General features: G+C 70.3%; 16 protein-coding genes. 10 read left to right on the top strand and 6 right to left on the bottom strand.

All coding sequences use genetic code 11. The features are described 5' to 3' along the window. Positions 1–10 precede the first annotated feature (10 nt). From JJ691_RS07955 to JJ691_RS07945, 3 genes are read right to left on the bottom strand one after another with little or no spacing between them, the layout of a single operon-like run. Positions 11–1,864, bottom strand: a complete 1,854-nt coding sequence (locus JJ691_RS07955; RefSeq protein WP_211768139.1) for a phage tail sheath family protein — start codon at positions 1,862–1,864, stop codon at positions 11–13. 26 nt (positions 1,865–1,890) lie between these two features. After that, positions 1,891–2,694: a hypothetical protein gene (locus tag JJ691_RS07950; RefSeq protein WP_211768138.1), complete on the bottom strand. Its 804-nt coding sequence runs from the start codon at positions 2,692–2,694 to the stop codon at positions 1,891–1,893. Continuing rightward, positions 2,691–3,272, bottom strand: coding sequence for a DUF4255 domain-containing protein (locus JJ691_RS07945; RefSeq protein WP_211768137.1), 582 nt, complete (start codon positions 3,270–3,272; stop codon positions 2,691–2,693). Before JJ691_RS07945 ends, JJ691_RS07950 begins: the two co-directional genes overlap by 4 nt. A gap of 110 nt (positions 3,273–3,382) precedes the next feature. Here JJ691_RS07945 and JJ691_RS07940 point away from each other — a divergent pair, with 110 nt between their 5' ends. The 3 genes from JJ691_RS07940 (at position 3,383) to JJ691_RS07930 (ending at position 5,735) form a co-directional block, all read left to right on the top strand. After that, positions 3,383–4,246, top strand: coding sequence for a hypothetical protein (locus JJ691_RS07940; protein WP_211768136.1), 864 nt, complete (start codon positions 3,383–3,385; stop codon positions 4,244–4,246). 159 nt (positions 4,247–4,405) lie between these two features. After that, positions 4,406–5,080 (top strand): AfsR/SARP family transcriptional regulator, encoded by a 675-nt coding sequence (locus JJ691_RS07935; RefSeq protein WP_211768135.1) that lies wholly within the window; start codon positions 4,406–4,408, stop codon positions 5,078–5,080. Between the two features lie 7 nt (positions 5,081–5,087). Beyond that, positions 5,088–5,735, top strand: a complete 648-nt coding sequence (locus tag JJ691_RS07930; protein WP_211768134.1) for an AfsR/SARP family transcriptional regulator — start codon at positions 5,088–5,090, stop codon at positions 5,733–5,735. Here JJ691_RS07930 and JJ691_RS07925 read toward each other — a convergent pair. Then, positions 5,714–6,580, bottom strand: coding sequence for a glycoside hydrolase domain-containing protein (locus JJ691_RS07925; protein WP_211768133.1), 867 nt, complete (start codon positions 6,578–6,580; stop codon positions 5,714–5,716). The two genes, JJ691_RS07930 and JJ691_RS07925, sit on opposite strands and share 22 nt — an antisense overlap. Before the next feature lie 151 nt (positions 6,581–6,731). Here JJ691_RS07925 and JJ691_RS07920 point away from each other — a divergent pair, with 151 nt between their 5' ends. From JJ691_RS07920 to JJ691_RS07890, 7 genes are all read left to right on the top strand, one after another. After that, entirely contained in the window at positions 6,732–7,400 is a 669-nt protein-coding gene (locus tag JJ691_RS07920; RefSeq protein WP_211768132.1) for an alpha/beta fold hydrolase, read from the top strand. 480 nt (positions 7,401–7,880) lie between these two features. Continuing rightward, complete coding sequence (locus tag JJ691_RS07915; protein ID WP_211768131.1) at positions 7,881–8,336, top strand: NPCBM/NEW2 domain-containing protein; 456 nt, start codon at positions 7,881–7,883, stop codon at positions 8,334–8,336. 94 nt (positions 8,337–8,430) lie between these two features. Continuing rightward, a complete protein-coding gene (locus tag JJ691_RS07910) occupies positions 8,431–8,757 on the top strand; it encodes a hypothetical protein (RefSeq protein WP_211768130.1) in 327 nt (108 codons plus the stop codon). Next, positions 8,757–11,351 carry a VWA domain-containing protein gene (locus tag JJ691_RS07905; RefSeq protein ID WP_211768129.1) on the top strand — a complete coding sequence of 865 codons (2,595 nt, stop codon included), beginning with the start codon at positions 8,757–8,759 and terminating at the stop codon, positions 11,349–11,351. The genes JJ691_RS07910 and JJ691_RS07905 overlap by 1 nt, the downstream gene beginning before the upstream one ends. Before the next feature lie 27 nt (positions 11,352–11,378). Continuing rightward, positions 11,379–14,708, top strand: coding sequence for a tubulin-like doman-containing protein (locus JJ691_RS07900; RefSeq protein ID WP_211768128.1), 3,330 nt, complete (start codon positions 11,379–11,381; stop codon positions 14,706–14,708). 4 nt (positions 14,709–14,712) lie between these two features. Beyond that, positions 14,713–17,172: a hypothetical protein gene (locus tag JJ691_RS07895; RefSeq protein ID WP_211768127.1), complete on the top strand. Its 2,460-nt coding sequence runs from the start codon at positions 14,713–14,715 to the stop codon at positions 17,170–17,172. Positions 17,173–17,481: 309 nt separating this feature from the next. Then, complete coding sequence (locus JJ691_RS07890) at positions 17,482–18,102, top strand: lamin tail domain-containing protein (protein WP_211768126.1); 621 nt, start codon at positions 17,482–17,484, stop codon at positions 18,100–18,102. Between the two features lie 687 nt (positions 18,103–18,789). Here the strand turns inward: JJ691_RS07890 and JJ691_RS07885 are convergent. Next, positions 18,790–20,112, bottom strand: a complete 1,323-nt coding sequence (locus JJ691_RS07885) for a GGDEF domain-containing protein (protein ID WP_249227764.1) — start codon at positions 20,110–20,112, stop codon at positions 18,790–18,792. Positions 20,113–20,535: 423 nt separating this feature from the next. Then, positions 20,536–21,756, bottom strand: a complete 1,221-nt coding sequence (locus tag JJ691_RS07880) for an MFS transporter (RefSeq protein ID WP_249227763.1) — start codon at positions 21,754–21,756, stop codon at positions 20,536–20,538. Positions 21,757–21,786 lie beyond the last annotated feature (30 nt).

Below are 21,786 nucleotides of genomic sequence, written 5' to 3'. Positions count from 1 at the left end.
TGCCTCCTGCTCAGCTGTTCTGCGCGTCGGCGGTGAACTGGCCGATGCGGAAGATCACGAACTCGGCCGGGTAGGTCGGCGCCACCCCGATCAGGCAGATCAGCCGGCCGTTGTCCAGGTCGTTCTGGGACATCGTGGTGCGGTCGCAGCGCACGAAGTAGGCCTCCTCCGGCTTGCTGCCCATCAGCGCGCCGGACTTCCAGGTGACCAGCAGGAAGTCCTCGATGGACTGCCGGATGTTGGCCCACAGGCTCTCGTTGTTGGGCTCGAACACCGCCCACTGGGTGGCCTTGTCGATCGAGTGCTCCAGGTAGGCGAACAGCCGGCGCACGTTGACGTACTTCCACTCCGGGTCCGAGCTCATCGTGCGCGCGCCCCAGACCCGGTTGCTGCGGCCCTCGAAGAAGCGCAAGGCGTTGACGCCCTCCGGGTTGAGCACGGCCTGCCGCTGAGCCGTCACGTTGGCGCCGAAGCCGCTGATGCCGCTGATCACCTCGTTGGCCGGGGCCTTGAACACGCCGCGTTCGATGTCGCTGCGGGCGTAGATGCCGGCCACCGAACCCGACGGCGGCAGGTCGATGATCGGCGTGGGGGCGCTGGGATCGGGCGACGCGGTCGGGTCGACCACCTTGAGCCACGGGTAGTAGAGCGCCGCGTAGGAGCTGTCGAACTGGGCCCGGAAGTCCCGCACGCCCGACATCGAGCTGTCGGCCGGCGGGTCGATGACCGCCACCCGGTACTTCTGGACCTCGCAGTGGTGGATCAGGTTCTGCACGGCGGTCTGCTGCGAGGCCGAGTCCAGCCGGACGCTGTCCGGGGTGGCCACGATCGCGATGTCGTCGACCTCGTCGAGCGCGTAGATGCCGGTCGCGACGGCGGTCGCGCTGTCCGGGTCGGCGGCGTTGCCCTCGATCAGCGCTGCGGTGACCGCGCCGTCGGTGCCGCCGGCCAGGAACTGGAACGGCGCCGGGGACACGGTGCCGATCAGGCCGAGGAAGAGCTTGGCCAGGGTCGGGGGCGTCTTTACCGCAGTGTCCAGCCAGATCTGGGCCAGGTCGTCGGTCGGGTGCACCGGGTGCAAAACCTTGGTTATCGACCGCGGGTGGTTGTCGCCGACCTCCAGACCGTTGTAGGCGTCCACCCGGCCGTCGTCGTTCTTCACGGTCACGTTGAGCGTCAGGTGGAACACGGCCGTGCCGGCGGTGACCGGCTCGAAGCCGTTGGGGCCGGCGTAGCCCCACTGTCCGTTGTTGAGGGCCACGATCCTGATGGTGGCCTCGGCCGGCAGCTGCCCGTCCGGCGGCTTCGTGCCGCCGGCGACGACCTCCACGGCCGCGCCCGGGGCGACGCCGTTCAGCTTGGTGCCGACCAGGATGTTCTTGCTGCGCTGCCATTCCACCCGGACCTGGAGCTCGCTGCCGGCGAGCCCGGGCCAGCGGGCACGCCAGACCGCGATCGGCGAGCCGCCGCCGATCGGCAGGGACGCGAAGTCGGCCAGCGCCGGGGCGCCCTGGGGGCCGCTGAACTCGAACACCCGGGCCACGTAGAGCCGCTGGCCGCCGTTGGCGAAGAACGCCCGCGCCGCGTAGGCCAGGTAGTTGCGGGTGTTCTCGCCCGAGCCGTTGCCCGAGCCGGCGTCGCCGAGGCCGCCGAAGGCCCGCTCGAACTCGGTGAAGTTGGTGACCAGGTAGGGCTTGGGCACCAGCGCCAGCTCGCTGCTGTCGGGCAGCGTGAGCACGTAGGGCACCGGGCCGTACCTGGTCACGCCGGCCATGCCGAACGTCGAGGTGGGGACGCCTTCGATCGACCGCGACCGGAAGCTCGTCTCCTCGACGTAGACACCGGGAGTCAGATACTCAGCCATAACGTGTTGACCTCCTCGGTCACGGATCAGGACGTGAAGACCACGTCTGGGGCGACGGCGAGCACCTCGCCGACGGGAACGGTCAGCTGCGGGCGGGGCGCGGTCGAGGTGCGGTAGCCGGGCGGAACCGCCAGCCCCCGCACCAGGTCATTGTCCAAATCGGACGGTTTTGGCGGCACCGACGACCGGGTCACCTCCTCGGCCACCAGGTCGGCGAGCCGGTCGGCCGGATCGGGTGTGGTCGCCGTCGCCGGTGCCGTGACCACGAGGGTGACGTCCAGGGTGTCGGGCGCGGGCGGCGGCAGCGCACCGGCGGTGCCGAGCAGCAGGAGGAATTCGCCGCGGTCGTCGCAGTGGGTCCAGCCGAGCAGCTCTCCCTTGGCCCCCAGGCCGTTGACCCGGGCCCAGCGCGCCGGCTGCCCGTCGTCGCGGACGACCCGGCCCCGCAGCGCGGTGGTGCCCCTGGTCGCACGGTAGGCGGATCCGGGCAGCAACCACGGACGCAGCAGTCGTGACGCGACCGGGATGTACGGGCCGGTGGGCGGATCCTGGTCGACCGGCAACACTTCGGCGAGTGTCCACAGTGGAACCGTGAACCGCCTCGGCACGAAGCGTCGGCTGGGGTCGTCGAGGCGCAGCACCACGCTGGCCCCGACACCGGGACCGTGGCGGAGCTTGAACCGGCCGTTGTCATCGGAGTCCAGCGCGAATTGTCCACGCGGAGTCTCCCGCACGGCCGTGAGTCCGGGACCGGCCAACGTGCGGGTGGTCGCGTCCAGCGCCTCGATGCCCAGCGCCAGCCGGTGGCGGACGGCGATCGGCCCGCTCACGAGTTCACCTCCACGGTGGCCACCGGCTCCGCGGTCGACTCCGGGGCCCCGTCGATCCGCACCACCCGGGCCAGATAGGGCAGGGAAAGCCGGTACTGCGTGGTCAGCGCCTCGAACGCCTCGCTCATCGAGTCCACCGGCAGCTCGTCGGTGACCACCTCGACCGAGTCGCCGGGCCCCCACTCGCCGCTGGGATGCAGCAGCGGGCCGGCCAGAATGCTGTCCCGTTCCAACACCTTGACCGCCAGCCCCAGCCACTCCAGTTCGCTCTCCACGTGCGTGTCCCAGGCCGCGATCAGCAGGTGCATCCGCAGCGGGATGCGCGGGATGCCGTCGCGGGCGGCCACTCCCGACCACGCCGCCCGCATCGTCGGGTCCACCGAGACCCGGTAGCAGTAGACGGAGACCGCCGGATACCTGATCACCGACGTCGGGCTGGAGTTGACCTGGTCGAAGTCGTAGGTGCCGGCCAGCACCGCGGTCGGCCGCGGGCCGGTCGGCAGCTGCTGCTCGAACCGTCGGTTCAGCAGATCGACGATGCTGCGGCCCGTCGCGGCCAGCGCCCGATGTCCTGCCATGGCACCAGATCGTCGGGGCCCCGCGTCACCGGACCGTCGCGCCGCCCGCGACGGTCCGGTGACACCGGCCGCCGAACCTGGGGTCCGCGCGTTCAATGGAAGGGAGTCCCATGAGTACCGAGCAGAGCGAGTGCACCGACTGCGATCCGGAGATCGTCGACTGCTTGCAGTGCAAGGCCGACGGCGTCGACGCCCAGGCCAAGTACAACGACGCGAACCTGCCCGACCTGCGGGCCGCTCGCACCCAGTACGACACCACCCGGGGCGACTACCGCACCGCCCGGCACTCGGTCGCCCTCGAGGTGCAGGAACTGCGCCACCAGGCCAAGCTGCTGGTGGAACGGGTGCGCTGCCTGATCAAGCAGGAGCACGTGGTGCACCGGCTGGACGAGGCGTACGGGATCGTCGAGGAGCAGCTGCGCGAATGCGGCTGCGACCAGGGCTGCTGCGTGCACGACAGCGGCGACTTCGACACCAACACCCACGGCCTCGACGACAAGGGGCTGGCCGACCGGATCGCCGACTACCAGCGCCGGGTCGACGCGGCCAAGGCGTGCTTCACCGACCTGGTCAAGGAGCCGGCGGCGCTGGTGGCCCGGGTGGCCGACATCAAGACCGAGCTGTCGGGCATCCAGGCCGACCTGTCCGGCGACCCGGCCAAGACGGACCTGAAGGAGCTGTACGCACGGGCCCGGGTCGCGGCCCAGCACGTGCACGTGGTGTGGCGGGGTTTCAAGCAGACCAACGACTTCGTGGACTGCCTGTGCCGGGCGCTGACCGTGTGGAGCAAAGGGGTCGCGGCCATCGCCATCCTGCTCGGCGAGCAGGCGGTGCGGAAGTGCCACGCGGACGCCCGCAAGGCGCGCTGCGTCTACCTGCGCACCAACACCGTCAAGGAGGTCCTGGCCGTCTACGACCGCCTGGTCTCCCACCACGGCTGCGAGGACGACGACCTGGCCCCCGAGGAGTCCTGAACCCCCGCGAGTCCCGCGCTCGGGCAACTGAATGTCGAGTTCCGGAACTCGACATATGGCTGCTTGAGAGCGGGACTCGCCCGAAAGGGCGGGGGACGCGCCCGTTCGGCCGCGGTAATACAGCGGCGGGGTGCGGCATCTGGAGTACATACTGGGCCCGTGGACAGTCTCTCGCTGCTCGGCTGCTTCGGGCTCCGGCGTGGCGCCCGCGAGGTGCGGGTGTCCGGGCCCGGGCAGCGGGTGCTGGCCTATCTCGCGGTGCACGGCCCCACCGCCCGCACGGTCGTGGCCGGCACGCTGTGGCCGGACGTGCGGCAGGAACGGGCCGACGGCAGCCTGCGCACGACTGTCTGGCGGTTGAGCCAGGATGCCGCGCTGAAGTGCCGGAACGACGTGCTCGAACTCCCGGCCGAACTGGCGGTCGACACCGCCGCGCTGCGGTCGCGGGCGCTGGAGTTGTTGGCCGGCGACACTCCCCCGGTCGGTGAGAGCCACGGCCTCGCGTGCGGCGAACTGCTGCCGGGCTGGGGCGAGGATTGGGTCCGCATCGAGCGGGAACGGCTGCACCAGCTTCGCCTGCACGCCTTGGAGTCGTTGGTGGACAACATGATCACCGGTCGCCGCCACGCCGAGGCAATGGCCGCGGCGTCGCTGGCCACCGGTATGGCGCCACTGCGAGAAAGCGCTCATCGCGCGGTGATCGCCGTGCACCTGGCCCAGGGCGACCTGGCCCACGCGGTGCTGCACTTCCGGGATTTCGAGGCCACGCTTCGGCACGAGTGCGGGCTGGTTCCGTCGACACGAATCCGAGCCATGCTCGCCGGACACATCTGAGGTGCTCATGCGGCTGCGACTGCTCGACGGTTTCCTTTTGTCCCAACAGAATCGGGAACTGGACGTCGGCCGGACCCAGCAGCGACTGCTGGCCTACGTCGCGCTGTGCGGGCCGACCGCTCGTGACAAGATCGCCGCGGAGCTGTGGCCGGACGCCGGTGCGGACAGGGCGATGGGCCGGCTGCGCACCGCACTGTGGCGGCTCAACCAACTCGGACTGCCGCTGCTCATCGCCGACGGCGAGACGCTGGCTCTCAGTCCCGCCGTCCACGTCGACCTCGCCGTCACCGATCGCGCTCGCGAACTGCTGCCCGGCTGGTACGAGGACTGGGTACTCCCGCAACGGGACCGAATTCGCCAGCTGCTCCTGGAACAGCTGGAGCAGCTGGCCGAGGATCGGTTGCGGGACAAGCGTTACGGCGAGGCGCTGGAGTTCGCACTCGCCGCCATGCGGGCCGCGCCGCTGCGCGAGACCCCGCACCTCCTGCTCGTCCGCGTGCACATGGAGGAGGGCAACCACTGCGAGGCGTTGGCCGCGTACCTGGCCTACCGCAGCCTGCTCGGCGCCGAGCCCTCGCCTCGAATGCGGCAGCGGGTGGACAGCATCGCCACACTGTCCACCCGCACCGTCGGTCAGCTCTTGGCGTCCGGCTGAGGCGCGGCAGCCGGCGCCGGCACCGGCAGCGCGGCGTCCAGCTTGGCCGCCAACGCCTGCACCTGAGCCGTCAGAGCGTCCAGTTTGGACTGCACCTGCTGGCGGTCCTGCTTCTCGGCGGCGTACTGGTCGCCGTCGTAGTTCTGGCCGGCCACCCCCTCGCTCATGCTCAGGATGCGGTCGAAGATCCGGTCCTGCTTCCACTGGTCCAGCGCCATCAGGAATCCCCCTCCTACGAAGTCGTCCGGGTCGAAGTACACCTTGTCGATATCGATCTTGAAGCCGTTCGGGCGGGTCACGGGATGGTTGTTCATCTGGTAGAGATGGATCCCGTCCCGCACACCGTTCTCCGCGCCGCACAGCCAGAACCAACTGGCCAGCTTTTGGTCCTGCGCGGCGTAGACGAAGTCCTTGAAGCCGTAGACCCCGGTGCGCCCGACACTGAGCACCGAGGCCGCGCCCTTCAGGTACGCCATCGCCGTCGGCACGCTGATGCCCTGGTCGGCCAGCCAGTTGTCGGCCGACATGAAGATCGGCAGCTCCTCGGGGTAGCCGATGCTCCGCGCGTCGTTGAGCGCCGTCTTCGCGTCCCGCACGCCCGCGTCCCAGCCGCCGGCCGGGTCGCCGTGGTCGATCTCGTGCACCAGCAGCACCAGCCGCCCCGAGCCGGTCAAATCCTGGTACGCGCCCGGGTAATGGCTGATGCACTTGGAGTTGGACGGGTAGCCGATGTAGCGGATGAGGACGCGGATGTCTTCGCCACCCGAGGCACGGAAAGCGTCCAGCTGGCCGGGCGCGAACTCGCCACCCGAGTAGTCCGCGCCGTAGGCATAGAAAGTTGGCACTGGTCACCTCGCTCCGGATCGTGGCCCTCTCGTCGCCCCACTCTGCCGACCCGGCGTCACCTGCCCGTCACTCGAACACGAGGCCCTCATGGAGGTGTCGGTGCTGCCTCCTATCATTGCCAGCGCGGGTCCGAAGACCGAGGGGGCAGCGGTGGCGACGTACGTTCTTGTGCCGGGCGGCTGGCACGGCGGGTGGTATTTCGAGCCGCTGGCACGGCGCCTGCGGGAGCACGGCCATCAGGCGTTTCCTGTGACCCTGACCGGTGTCGGGGATCGTCACCACCTGCTGACCGGGGCGGTGAACCTCGACACGCACATCCAGGACGTCATGGCCGTGTTGGAGTCCGAGCGGATCGAGGATGCCGTGCTGTGCGGCCACAGCTACGCCGGGATGGTGATCAGCGGCGTCGCCGATCGGATGCCGGAACGCGTGGACTCGCTGGTGTACTGCGATGCTTACGTCCCCGACGACGGCGATTCCTGCTGGACGCTGACCTCCGAGCCGTACCGCGAGCTGTTCCTCGCGGGCAGCGCCCGAACCGGCTACGCGGTCGATCCGCCCGAACGCCTCGGGCCCCGGGCGACCTCACATCCGCTGGCGTCGTTCGTGCAGTCGATCCGGCTCACCGGCTCGCTGGACCGCTTCCGGCGTCGTGACTACGTCTACCTGTCCGACTGGACGGGCAGTCCGTTCACCGCGTTGTACGAGCGGCTGTCCCAAGATTCGGCCTGGCGGGTGCACGACATTCCGGTGGGACACAACGTGATGGCCTCGGCGGCTGACGAGCTGGCGGCGATTCTGCTCGACGCCGCCGACTGAGGAACAGGTGGCTGAGGCGGAGTGACTCCTGGGACTTGCCACCCCCTGGCTGATGACGCGCTTCACTCCCCGGAGTTGAGCGATTACTTCTCATCAATTTTGACTAGCCCGTTCGTGCGGTGTTCCGAGGGACTATCAGCGCGATACGCGTAACCGGTAACGAGTCAGACCATACCCGCGACTAGGCCCGTCAGATGGGACGGTTTTCACCAAACGCGGGGTACTGGTGTCGTGAATGACGATGATGGTTCACCGAAGTGGACAACACGATGGCGAGATCGACTCGGGCTGACGGCTGACGTATTGCAGTTGGCGACCTGGATTGGTTTGCCGACGGTCGCGGGGCTGGTGGCCGTGGTGGTCAGCGGCGGCGGTCAGTCGGACCAGTCGGCCCCGCCACCGGCCAGCACGACGATCCCGGCCAGCACGACCCGGGCCACCACGAGCACCGGCACGGCGACCACGTCGAGCAGCGCCACGGTGTCGACGGCGCTGCTGTCCGACCTGCCCAGGGCCGGCGAACCGTCCTCCGACCTGCGGTTCCAGGACGTCGACATCGACGGCCAGCACTACGAGAACAGCCTGCGCTACTCGTGCGAACTGTTCTGCAACGGCCCGTCGCCGGCCGCCTACGACGTCGATCTCGGTCGCCGGTTCAGCCGGTTCACCGCGGTCGCCGGCGTGGTGGACACCGCCGCGAGCGGGTCGGCGGACAAGTTCGAGATCGACGTGGACGGCGTGTTGAAGAGTTGGACGGCGTCGATCGGGCACCCGCAGAACATCGACATCGACGTCCGGAACGCGCTGCGGCTGACTATCCGGATCTATCCGCCCGCGACGCTGAAGTCGCCGCTGCAAGCCGGGGCCGACGCGGCCGGCGGCGTGCAGAGTGCGCTCCCGGATGCCGCGCTCGGGCACCCCGTGCTTATTCCGTGACCAGTTGTCCCCCATTTCGTTTTGTTCCCGCACGGCACATTGAGCCACAACGATCGGTCTGGTCCGCGCCTGCTGATCGGGAAGGAGGTTCGCGGTGAGTGAGGAATTCGGCGAGGTCGTCGAGAAAAGGCCGCCCGTGACGCTGCTCGTGCTGGCCGGGATGGCCGTCGCGGCCTCCGTCGCGCTGGTCGGGGCGTCGGAGCTGCCCGCGCACATCGTCGGCTACGTGCTGGGCTCGGTGGTGTGCGCGGGCCTGCTCGCGGCGTTCGCCCGGGTCGACGCCGCCCGGCGGCACGCCCTGGACGCGGTGTACCTGGAGGTGCGGGCGCTGCGCGGGGCCTGGTCGGCGGTGCTCGTGCTGGGCATCGCCGCATGTGCCTGGCACGCCTGGAACATCGCCTCGGAACTGGCGGTCCGGTGATGAGACGAGCGCGTGGACTCATCATCTCGGCGCTGCTCGCGCTGACGGTCACCGTCGGGCCGCTCCCGACGGTGAACCTGGCCACCGCCGCGGCCCAGAGCACCGGAACCGCCGCACTGGACCAGGTCGCCTCCTGCCTCAACGACCGGGGACGCCTGAACGTTCTCGCCCTGGTCGACGAGTCCAGCAGCCTCCAGTCCAGTGACCGCACGGCCCGGCGGGTCGACGCGCTGGTGGGCATGCTCCGGTCGCTCGGCCGTTACGGCACCGAGGGCCAGCGGACGGTCCAGGTCCAGTTGGCCGGGTTCGGCACCGGCTTCAACGCCGGCTCGTGGGTGAGGCTGGACCAGCAGAGCACCGCCGACCTGGAGAACCAGGCGCGGGCGTTCGCGGGCCGGAACAAGGACAACGACACCGACTTCGTGTCCGCCCTGCTCGGCGCGCAGCAGCAGTTCGCGGCCGCGGACGCGGCGGTCGCACAGGGCGACCAGCCGCCGTGCCGGCTGCTGGTGCTGTTCACCGACGGCGTCTACGACCTCGGCACGACGTCGATCAACCGGCCGTACGCGCCGGGCATCCCACCCGACGACGTGAACGCGATCATGGCGCAGGGGCGGCACTTCCTCTGCGACCCGGGCAATCTGGTCGACCAGCTGCGCTCGGCCGGGACGACGATCGTCGCGGTCGGCCTCGTGCCGCCGGGCGCGAGCGCGGCGGATCAGGGCTTCCTGCAGTCGATCGCGGAACGGGACGCGCCGGGGCAACGCTGCGGCGCCCAGGGTTCGCCGCCCGGCAAGTACTACCCGGTGACCAGTCTGGAGCAGCTGCTCCAGGCGTTCGACGCCCTGGTGCAGGCCAGCGTGGGCGGGACGTCGGGCCCCGGTCCGCAGCCGGTGCCCGTGTGCACCCCGGGTGCGGCGTCGGACGCACGGTGCACGGAGACGTTCGACCTCGACCAGTCGTTGCGCGAGTTCCACCTGCTGCTCGGCTTGGGCGCGCCGGGAATCGTGGCCTACCTCCAGCCGCCATCGGGCAGTCAGTCGCAGCTCAAGGCCGGCACCTTCCAGTTGGCCGGCACGACCTTGACCGTGTCCTCGCTGACCGACCTCGACCTGGTCGTCGACGGCACGCTGCCGCCGGACTCCTCGGCCTGGGTCGGCCGGTGGACGGTGCGGTTCGTCGACACCACCGGACAGAACGCCGGGGCGCTGGCGCAGACGCAGATCACCGTGTTCGGCAGCCTCGTGCCGGTGGTCCGGCCGGCGCCTGCGGCGTTTCCGGTGGCCGAGCGGACCCCGTTCACCATCAAGATCACCGATGCGGCCGGCTCGCCCCGCACGCCTGCCGACTTCGTCCGCTCCGCGACGATCAGCGCCGTCGTCACCGATCCGGGCGGCGGGCAGCACACCGTCCACATCGGACCTGCCCAGCCGGATGGCAGCTACCGGGCCGAGTATGAGGTTCCCACCACCGACACCGAGTCCTATGTAGACCTCAAGGTGACACTCGACGTGGTGACCAGCGGCGGCCTGAGCCTGCGGCCGCGGTCGACGACCTACCGCGTGCCGGTGCTCCAGCCCTCGTCCTTCCCCAAGGTCAGCCCGGTCGAGCTCCGCCTGAAGACGATCACGGACAGCGGCGCCGCCACCGGCACGATGACGCTGACCGGCGGAGTCGGCGCGAGCGGCTGCGTGTGGTTCGCCGGCACCAACTTCGGGCAGGTCCCGCCGAACGTCGGCCGCGTGACGACCACCTTCACCCCGAACGCGACGAATGCCCAGCAGTGCCTGCACCTCTCCCCCGGCCAGCGCCAGGACGTGGCCGTCGCGGCGGCTCCCGAGCAGGTGCGCAGCGGGATCGCCAAGGGGCAGATCGCCGTGATGGTGACCGCCGACAACGGAACGCCGCGCCGCATCGACGTTCCGGTCAGCTTCGAGATGCAGCGGCCGCTCAACACGTCCGAGCGGGACGGCCTGTTCCTGCTGATCCTGTTGGGCGGCATCCTGCTCCCGTTGCTGTTGCTCTGGCTGGTGAGCTGGTGGACGGCCAAGTTCCGCGAGCCGGGCCAGCTGCGCCACGCCGAGCTCGACGTCGTGGTCACGCCGAACGGAGTTCGTTGCGGTGACACGGGATCGCCGCTCTGTTTGGTGCTCGACGCCCAGTCGTTCCGGGACATGCCGGCCGAGGTGCCACCGGTGGACTGCCGACGGTTCGACTGCGGGGCCCTGTCGCTGCACCGGCGGATCTCGCTGGCGCCGTGGCTGCTGCCCTACGGCCTGGCGCGCCAGCACGGCCGGCAGGTGCTGACCGCGGCGGGTTCCCTGTCCCGGGCCCGGGTCGGGTTCGAGCTGGCCGACACCTGGGTGTTCGTGATCGACAGCGAGACCTCGGTGGTCGAGGAGGACGGCTTCCGCGTCGCCGGCCGGCTGCACCTGTTCCTGTCCGACTTCGAGTTGCCCAGCAAGGTGACCCGTCTCGTGGAGCAGGTGGAACGGACGCTGCCGGCCCGGGTGCGCGCCGTGGCCGACCGCATCGGGCCGCCCAGCGACCCGGAAGCCGTCGTCGAGGACGAGATCTACCACCCGCCGGCCTGACCAGCGGACGAATCCAGGGAGAGCACAGTGCTACAGAAGTTCCTCTTTGTCGGTGTCGGCGGATCCGGCGGCGTCACCCTCCGCGCGTTGCGGGCGCTGCTGGCCGACTACCTGTCCGAGCACGGCTACGACGACGGCATTCCCGACGCCTGGCAGTTCGTGCACATCGACGTGCCGCTGGAGCAGGGGGCCAAACCCGAGCGGATACCGTTGCTACCGAAGAACAACTACGTGGGGCTGGCCGTCGAGGGCCTGCGCTACCGGGACATCGACGAGATGATGTGCGGCCAGGGCGACTCCGTGGTCCGGCACACCGCCGTGTGGCGGCCCGATCCCACACTGGTGAAGGTCGAGCCGGTGAACGGCGGCGGCCGGTTCCGCGCGATCGGCCGGGTGGTGCTGGGCGCCCGGATGTCGATCGCCCACGAGCGGCTGTCGGTCGCCGTGCGGGCCATGTCCGGCGAGGCGGCCAACGAGGAGTTCAGCCGGGTTTGCCTGCGGCTGACGGGAAACGGGACGCCGAGCACCTTGGACACGCAGGTGCTGGTGATCAGCTCGCTGGCCGGCGGGTCGGGTGCCGGCCTGCTCGGCGACGTCTGCGACATGCTCGGCCAGCTGCTGCCCGCGGCGCAGGGCCAGCTGGTGTCCATCCTGTACACACCCGAGGTGTTCAACGAGATCAGCCCGGCCGACCGGGTCGGCGTCAACCCCAACGCGCTGGCCGCCCTGAGCGAGCTGCTGAACTCGCGGTGGAACAACTCGCCCGAGGCGCCCGACGAGTTCGCCCTGCTGCGGGCCGGCGGCGCCTCGATGGCCCCGGTGCAGGCCCGCGGTCCGCGCATCCCGTACATGATCGGCAAGTCCAACGGCAAGGTCAGCTACGCCGACCAGTACGACGTCTACGAGGCCGTCGGCCGCGGGCTCGCGGTCTGGGTGACCAGCAACGAGATCCAGGACCGGTTCTCCGCCCACGAGATCGGGAACTGGGCCGACCGGGCGCTGCCGCGCAACGACAACGCGCCCGCCGTCGGCGCCATGACCGAGCTGCCGCTGAGCTCGTTCGGCTGCGCGTCGGTCGGCATCGGCCTCAACCGGTTCGCCCGCTACACCGCCGACCGGCTCATCCGGGAAGCCGCCGAGCACCTGCTGTCCGGCCACTGGCGGCGCGGTGACGAGAAGGAGCGCAACGAGGAGCAGGCCCGACAGTCCCATGTGGACGTTGCGCGGGTCCCGTTCATCGAGGCCTGCGGGCTGCACGAGAAGGCGATCGCCAACCGGCACCAGATCACTGACGCCATCCGGGGCGATGTGGCCGAGGCCGACGCGAAAACCGCTGTTGTCGGCCACGTCGGCCCGCGGCTGCTCGACGACGTGACCCCGCAGTGGCCCACCAATGCCCGGGCCGACCAGGTCGGCAAGCGGGTCATCGAGCGGATGGATGCCCGCTGGGGCGGCGACTTCCGCGGCTACGAGGACGTGTACGTCGCCAACGCCGCGGCCTGGGCGGCGCGGCTGCAGAACGTCGTGCAGGCCCGCATGGCCGACCTGATCGCGGCGGAGGGGGTGCGCGTGGCGGTGGACGTGCTCCGGTCGGTGATCACCGAACTCACCGACACCGTCGTGCCGGAACTGCTCGCCTCCCGCGACGCCCACAACCGGCTGGTCCAGGACATGCGAGGCCGGGTGCGGAAGGTGCTCGCGCAGACCACGACCACGATGCCGGCCAACCATCCCCGGGTCCGGCAGGCCGTGGACGCCGCGGCCGAATGCCTGCACGCCCACACCGAGGCGCTGGTGGACCAACTGGCCGTCGACCTCGTCCAGGATCTGTGCGAGAACTTGTTGGCACCACTGCGTTACGCCCTCACGTCGGCCCGGGAACGGCTGGAGATCGACTACACCGGCACCGCCGAGCGGCCCTCGCCGGTGCGGGACTGGCCGACCGACAACGGCGTCGTGCCCGAGTCCTACTACCCGGCCCGCAACGAGCTGCTGCTGGAGAAGGTCACCGACTATCCCACGGTCTTCGAGACGCAGATCCGCCGGCAGGTGGACAGGAAGGAGTTCGGCGACGCGATCATCGTGGCCCGGCGCGAGGTGATCACCGGCAGCCGCGAGCGCGACGACCTGGCCCAGTGCCTGGTCCAGACCAGGACAACCTGGACGCCGCGGCACGCCCGGCTCAGCGGCGGCCAGACACCCGCCGGCGCGGTGTTCACCACGAGCTTCGACGTGGCCGCACTCCGGGACCGGGCCAAGCGGTGGATCCGCCGGCCGGACACGTCGCTGTCCCGCCACCTCGCCCAGACGCTGGGCACCTACCTGGACGACGGCGGCCGCGGCGGCCAGCAGGAAGCCGAGAAGCGCGAACGGTTCCGCAGCCTGCTCGCCCAGACGGTCCTGATGTCCCGGCCGCTCGTCGACATCGACGCGCCGACCCTGTCCCGGGTGCACGGCGGCCGCCAGATCGGCTACCGCGAAGTGATGACGCCGCTGCCGTTCCCGCCCGGGCACCCGGGCCGCGAGGCCGCCCACCGGGTGTTCGCCAACCGCACCGACACCGAGTTCGAGCAGCTGTTCGGCGGCGAGGACACGGAGCGGATCGACATCTTCACCTTCCTGGACGCGCCGGTGCTGCCGGCGGTCATGTCCTCGCTGGCCCAGCCGATCCGCACCCAGTGGGAGCAGGACGGCGTGCGCAACGCGCTGGGGTCCTTCTGGACCTGGCGGCGGGCCCGGCAGCTGCCGTGGTTCGTGCCCTGCCCGCCGGAGGTCCGGGCGGCGGTGGTGCGCGGCTGGTTCGTCGCCCGGTTCCTGAACCAGGTGCGGTGCCGCAACAGCAACCTGCGCGGCGCGCCGACCGAGATCTGGACGCCCGGCGGCTACCGGCAGTTCCCGTATCCGCTGCTCGGTCCGACCATCCGCAAGCACGACGAGTGGCTGCCGGCCGTGCTGGAGTCGATGGCGCTGACCATCGTCGGCTCCCCGACTGATCCCTACGACCGGTTGGTCCACTTGGGACAGTCGGTGGGCGAGCGGGACGAGCTGGCCGACCCCGGCGAGCTGTCGACCTGGATCGAGACCGGCCGGACCGCCCCGGGCGCCCCGACGCCGAACCCGAAGCTGGCCGGCGCGGCCGGCGACCAGCCGGCGATCCGGTCCAGGATCGTGAACGAGACCATCGACGAGTACCGGAAGCACTACGAGGAATACCGCGAGGCCCAGCTCACGCCCCAGACCGGCCTGCGCGTCTCCCGGGCGTGGGAACTGCGCGAGGACATCCTGCACGCGCTCGATGTCATCCAGGACTCCGTCGACGCCGGCGGCGACATCATCGACATGTTCGGGGTGGGCTGAGGCCGTGTCCGACATCGTCATCGCCATCACGGCGCCGGGCAACGCCGACGGGGTACGCGCCGTGATCGAGAAGTGGACCACCGCCGGCTTCCTGCGACCGTTCCTGTGGCTCCAGGACGGCGACACCGAGCGGCTGCGGGCCGAGTGGAGCGACGGCTCCGGCGAGATTCCGCTGCTGGAGGCGGTGGCGGCCCAGCCCTACGGGCAGATCCGGCTCGTCTGCCTGCTGCTGGCCCCGGCCGGCGGCTCGCCGCTGACCGACGAGCTGCCGGACCGGTCGCAGGCGGTCCGGGAGGCCATCGCCCGCCGCCTGGCCGCCGACCAGCAGCTGACGGTCGTCGGCCTGGTCGCGCCGGCCAACGGGCGGGCCGAGGTGCCCGACTCCGTGCTGGCCACACAGTGGGACGTCAACGCCGTGGTGGTGGACGAGGACCGGCTGGATCCACGCCACGCCAGCCGCGACATCACCACCGCCGCCGACCTGGAGGCCCACGCCGCGCTCGCGCTCGCCTGCGCGGGCGGGCTGTGGACCGGGATGGTCACCACGCCGTTCGACCTCGACGGCAACGGGGCCGGCGACCAGGAACCTCGCGTGACGCTGATGCGGTCCTACGCCCGGGCCGCCCGCCACCACGGCCTGCACGACGAGATCACCCGGAAAGTGGTGACACTCAAGGAGAATCCGCATTGGTCGGCGGACATGGCGGAAGCCGAACCGGTCGACGACGCCGAGCACGCCGTCGACCGGGCCGCCGTCGAATTCCTCAACGGGCCGGGGATTCGGCTGCGGCGCACCCCGCACGTCCCCAAGCCGCGCCGACTGTTCCGGATGACGCCACGGCAGGCGTTGCGACTGCTGTGGCTGTTCATCCGCGGCCGGGTCGGGGAGATCCAGGACGAACTCCAGGTTCGGGCGGCCGACGCGGTGCGGGACCAGGTCGAGGCGCTGACCCAGCGGGTCACCTTCGGCGACGGCACCGATGTTGTCGTCCGGTTCGACGGCCGCCCGCTGCCCACCGACGTGACCGGCGATCCCGAGACCGCCGACCTGGCCCAGGCCCTGGTCGACGCCGTGCGGCGGCCGTCGGGACGCCGGACGTTCCCGGACGAGTGGCACGACCTGCGCGGGCTGGCCTTCGGCCTCGTCGACGCCGGCGACCTGCCCGAGGGCTGCACCACCCCCGCGTCCGGGGTCCACCGCCAGGTCCTCCCACCAGAGGCGGTGAGCCCCGCCTTGGCGGACTTTGTCGAGCCCACAACGGATTGGCTCGCCACCGAGCCCGACTCGCTGCTGTCCCGGATCGGCCGGCGAGTGGCGTCCGACACCGCCGACGCCCGCGCCGCGTTCCTGGACGCCTTGAGCCGCGTGAAGAAAGGCGTGCCGAAGCTTGAGGCCTTCGTCGACCGCCGGCTCTGGTACGCGTGGCTGCTGTGCGGTCTGCTGGCGGTCGTCGGCCTCGGCGTCACGGTCGCGCTGCACGCCACGAACGTGCTGACCATCCGGAACTCGCTCCTGGTCGGCGGGGCCGTCGTGCTGTGCTTCCTGCTCGCCTCAGCCGTCATCGGATTCCTGCACCTGCGCAAGCAGTTCCAGGCCGCGCACCGATCCAACCTCGCCTGGGCCGCCTACGAGAACGCCAGGGCAGCCGCCGAGCACGAAGCCGAAGAACTCGTCCGCCTGTCCGCCGCTGTGGGCGAGTTCTCAGACTGGGCGGCCGTGATCGGCTGGATCGTGCACCAGGGGCCCGTCAGTGACGATCAGTTACCCCCTGACCCCGTCGACCTGGCCACAATGACCCGGCCGTGGGCCTTTGGCGTCGCCGAAGCCGTCGTCGACGACCAGCGCCTCGGTCACCTCGCCGCCCGCGTCGGCCGCCGCTGCCTGCGCCCCGGCTGGCTTTCCGCCCTCTACACCCGGACCAGCTCCCAAGTCATGACCCAGGTTGCCTTCGACCGCGGCCTCGGGCCCGAAGCCCCCGACCCCGTGCCCGAAGTCGACTCCACCGCACGACGCCGCCTCTGTGCCGAACTGGTCGACGGCCTCGCCCTCCGGTCGTTCACGGCTGAGATCCAGGCGGTCACTGTTGATCAGACGGCTGGGATGGCGTTGTCGGACCTCTTCTCCGGCGTACAGCCGCCCGCTGCGTCGTCCATACCCATCGCCGACTTCCTCGACGCCGTCGGCGGTGGGGGCGAGTCGTCGTTCAACCGGCGGCTGTGGACTGCGGAGTCGGGGTTTCCGGACGTGCCGGTGGTGCCGGTGACCTGGACATCCGCGCTGGCGGATCCGCGAGCCGACGAGGGTGGGCCGGTGTGGTTGTGCCCGGACGAGAAGACGATCACTGCGCTGGCGGTGCGGGTGGAGGTGTCGGCGCCGGTTCGGTGGTCGGAGTTGGCGGTGTTTCGGCAGGAGAAGGCGGATGTCGAGGTTGAGCCGTTCGATCCTGACGGGGGGATTGGTTGACGGTTGTCCCACTGGTTCGCGTCGCCCGTCCAGGCGCTGGCCCGGCACAGCTCGAACCCAAGGGCCAAATTGTTGGCCTCTTTCCCGGACGTCATGCCGTCGACAAGCTTTGTGGCAGGGTCTACCTGGTTTCACGCGCTTTCTGCGCCGCGCGGCGCAGAAAGCAGAAAATCGACCCGGAGCCCTGTGGTAGATGCACATCGCTCGGGAGGGTCATTCGCGGTGGTGATCGCCGCCCTGCCGGAGTGCGCGCACCCCTCCCCGGCACAACGAAGCCTTCACCACTATTCCGAGAAGGAGACAACACCGATGAGGCGTTCCTTCACGGCCCTCGTCACAGCGGGCATCTCGGCTCTCTCGCTGGTCACCGGCGCCACCGTCGCGTCCGCGGCGCCGCAGTCGACGGCGCCGGCACAGCTGTCCTGCACCGTCGTGATCGACCAGTTCGCCACCCACGGCCCCCTCGGCCAGAATGACCAGTACGTCCAGGTCAAGAACATCAGCCAGGTCCAGCAGGACCTGAGCAACTTCGCGATCGATGCCTCGATCGGCCAGTCCCGAGTTCTCACCCTGGCCACGATCCCGTGGGGCACGGTCCTGCAACCCGGCGGGGTCTACCTGGTCGCCAACGCGCAGTACAGCGGGCCGGCCCCCGACCAGTACTGGAGCGGCATCACGCTGCCCGACCAGGTCGGCGTCGGCCTGATGCGCCCGCCCACCGCGCCGGTCGACGGGGCCGCCACCTACGCGAATTCACCGTTCGTGGAGGGGACCCCGGCCGCCCCGCAGCCTCCCGGCCTCCAGCCGCTCGCCCTCATGCGGCTCACCAACAGCGGCGACAACGCGGTCGACTTCCAGCTCAGGGACCGGACCCCGGGCAGGCCCGGCCCGGTGCCGCCGTGCGGATCCACCCAACTGCTGACTCGATGACCTAGGAACTCACCGATCGAGGACGAGCTGTCACGAACACGCTGGGGCCTACCGGGACTCGATGTCCCGGTAGGCCCCGACGCCGTCGTGAGTCGCCGCTGGCCAACTCAGGGGCCAGTCGCATGGCCTTCTATGCATGTATACGAACTGGTGTCCTACTTCTCCTGAGGTCCGGCAGGGTCGCCGGAATATTTCACCGACAGGAGGGTTGGCGATGGCGCAGGTCAATTGGCGATGGTGTAACAAATGCCAGGGGCTGTTCTTCGGTGGCAACCCCACTACCGGCGTCTGCCCCACAGGGGGCGGTCATAACCACGCCGGAAGCGCAAACTACACTTTGCAGTTTGCGCCAGCTCCAGGACAGCGCGATTGGCGATGGTGCAACAAATGCCAAGGATTGTTCTTCGGCGGCAACCCCACTGAAGGCGTCTGCCCGGCCGGGGGCGCTCATGACGACACCGGAAGCGGGGACTACGCTTTGCAGTTTGCGCCAGCTCCAGGACAGCGCGATTGGCGATGGTGCAACAAATGCCAGGGGCTGTTCTTCGGCGGCAACCCCACTACCGGCGCTTGTCCGGCCGGAGGCGGTCACGACGACACCGGAAGCGGGGACTACACCCTGCAGTATGTTCCTGATTAGAGGGTCGCCACAGGGCGCCATCCAGCCACGCCAATACTGACGGGGTGCTAGGCGTCGGGGTGGCGGGGCGGCATGAGATAGGTGAGCTTCACCCGATTCCGGCCGGCTTCCTTCACGGCGTAGAGGGCGGCGTCGGCGGCGCGGATGGCTTCGTCGAGGGTGTCGGCGCTGTCGTGGGGAATGAGGGTGGCACCGATGGAAATGGTCAGGTCGGTGATGGTGCGAGGCGGGGAGTCGCCGGCAGGTTCGAGGATGACCTTGAGGGAGTGGACGCGTTCACGGATACGTTCGGCGATGGCCCTGGTTTGACGCTCGTCGACGTCGAGGAGGAGCACGACGAACTCCTCGCCGCCCCACCGGCCGACGATGTCGTAATCCCGAACCTCGGTGCGCAAGGCGCGGGCGACGGCCTCCAGGGCACGGTCGCCGCCGACATGGCCGTAGGTGTCGTTGACCTGCTTGAAATGGTCCAGGTCGGCGATCAGGACGGCAAGGCCGGAGCCATGCACCCTGGCCCGATCGAGGGCCTGGCGAGCGGCCTGGAACCACCACTCCAGAGTGTGGAAGCCGGTCTTCGAGTCGGTACGGGAAGCAGTGCGGAACTGGTGCAGCAGCAGGCCCCGGTGCACGGCGACGACACCGACGACTACGGCGAGCAGTAGCGGCGGATTGGTGACGGCCAGGGCGGCGGCCAGCAGGCCGAAGGCGTAAGCGCCGATCTCCTGGGACTGCTCGTGGAAGTTCTCCAGCACCTTCGCCAGGCGAGTGTTCGGCGAGGAGACGAGAATGGCGGCGACGACCAGACCGTAGTTGAGCAGCCACCGCAGGCCGAAGGCGGCGGCGATGACGGCGAGGTCGGCGAAGCCGGCCCAGGTCGGCCGGGGCAGGCCGGGATAGGTCGGCAGGCCCAGGGCCAGCACGGCGATGGCGGCCTGGGTGCCGAGCAGGATGGTGGCGGCGGAGAACACCCACCGGAACAGGTCGAGCGGACGCTGCCGGCGCGGCCAGATGCGTAGCCAGGCGATCGTGTACGTCACGACGACGACGGCCGACGCCAGCAGCGGCGGCAGGATCAGGGCGGCGGCCACCGACCACACGGCCTTGGTGTCCAGGTACGGCCCGGCCCCGGCGCCGCGTTCCCGTTGGCGCTCGGTCGGACGGACCCCCTCGATGTGCAGCCACGCCCCAGCGCAGAGCATGCCGGCGTAGATGAGGTCGGTGCCGCGGATCTGCATCAGGCCGGCGGTGCCCACGGTGGTGGCGACGGCGATCACCTCGACCGCGAGCACGTAGGCGACGACGTGCCGGGGCGCCTGCCACAAGGCCCAGGACCGGGCCCACCGCCAGGGCGCCGCGATCAGGGTGCGCACCACGCCTCACCTGCTGAAACGACCGGGGCCGCCAGGGTACGGCCAGGGTCTCCACCGTAACCAAACTGGCACCACGGGTAGCCGGATCCACACGAGAAGATGAAGCCGCGGGCGGAAAACCGCCCACTCGGCCGAACTCGTTAGGCCCTCCGAGGAGGTGGATCACGGTGCGCGACAACAACTGGCGGGACAACAACTGGCGCTGAATCGCCTGGTCAGCACGCAAATTCGAACGAGCTGGAGAGGCGGTGCGCGGCGATGTCGGACAACAACTGGCGCGACAACAACTGGCGTTGATCCCCGGATCGCCAACCGGGGTCACACCCCGTGAAGACAGGCTTCGGCGAGCAGAGGAGGTGGCCGGCGTGAACGACAACAACTGGGCCGAATGAGACAGCCCGAATCCGCTGAACGGAGGCCGGTTCAGGGAGCGTCGGCGGGACGTGCCGCACGGGCTCGCGCCCAGGCCGCGGCAGCCGCCACCCCGGCGACGGTTCCCAGTCCACCGGCCAGACCGATCACCCACGAGGTCGGCATCAGCTGGGCGAGCAGCCCGGCGACGGCGATGCCGACGCCTTGCGCTGCCCGCAGACTGGCGACCGCCAGGCCCACCGCCTGGCCGCGAACGCTGTTCGGCACGGCGACGGTGAACACGGCGTTGGTGACCACGTCGTGCGCGGTCGCCACGCCGCTGAGCAGCCACAACACCACCGTGACGGCGAGGCCCGGCGCCAGCGCGGTCGGTAGGAGCAGGGCGCTGCTGGCCACAGCCAGCGGACCCAGCCAGCGGAGTTTGGCGTCCGGGCTCAGCCTGTTCACGACCAGCACCCCGAGCACGGTGCCGGCGGGGTTGGCCACCAACAGCCAGCCCAACCCACCCGAGCCGACCCCGATCTGGGACGCGTAGGCGACGGCCAAGCCCTCCGGGATCACGTAGAAGCCACACAGGCAGGCGATGCCCAGCAACACCCGCGCCTGGGGGCGGGTGGCGATGGCCTCGATCCCGCCCCGCAGCGACGACCACCACACAGCCCGGCGCACCGGCTGCGCCCCCACCGGCCGGTGAGCCGACACACCGACGGCGATCAGCGCGGCGGACAGCGCGAACGTGCCGGCGTCGACCACCAGGGCCGCCTGCGACCCGATCGCCGTCACGACCGCGGCCCCGCCGCCGAAGCCCACCACCAAAGCGAGCTGGTAGGTGCCGCCGAACAGGCCGGCCCCGACCGTGTAGCGATCCCCGTCAAGGATCTCCGGCAACACCGCGCTGCGGGCCGCCGTGAACGGGCCGGCCAACAGCTGCACGACGAACAGCGCGCCGATCTGCACCGCCAGCGGCAGCCCCGGCAGCGCCAGCTCGGCCACCACACCCGCTCTGACCAGGTCGGCAGCCACCATGACCAGCCGCCGCGAGTAGCGATCGGCCACGCCCGCGAGCACGGAGCCACCGAGCAGATCGGGCAGGAACGTCACGGCATAGGCCGCGGCAGACAGCGCCGGCGAGTGCGTGCGATCCCACACCAGGACGCTGACCGCTACGCGGGCCAGCTGGTCGCCGACGACCGAGGCGATGTGGGCCAGCCACAACGCCCGGAACTCCCCGACGGCGAACACGTCCCGGTAGCGGGCCGCCGAATTCCCCATCGCACCCCCGTCCATCACAGAGCGCACATG

The organism is Kutzneria sp. CA-103260 (assembly GCF_018263855.1).
Lineage (GTDB): Bacteria > Actinomycetota > Actinomycetes > Mycobacteriales > Pseudonocardiaceae > Kutzneria.
Note: the sequence above shows the minus strand (reverse complement) of the source record. Positions and strands in the feature narration are given on the sequence as shown.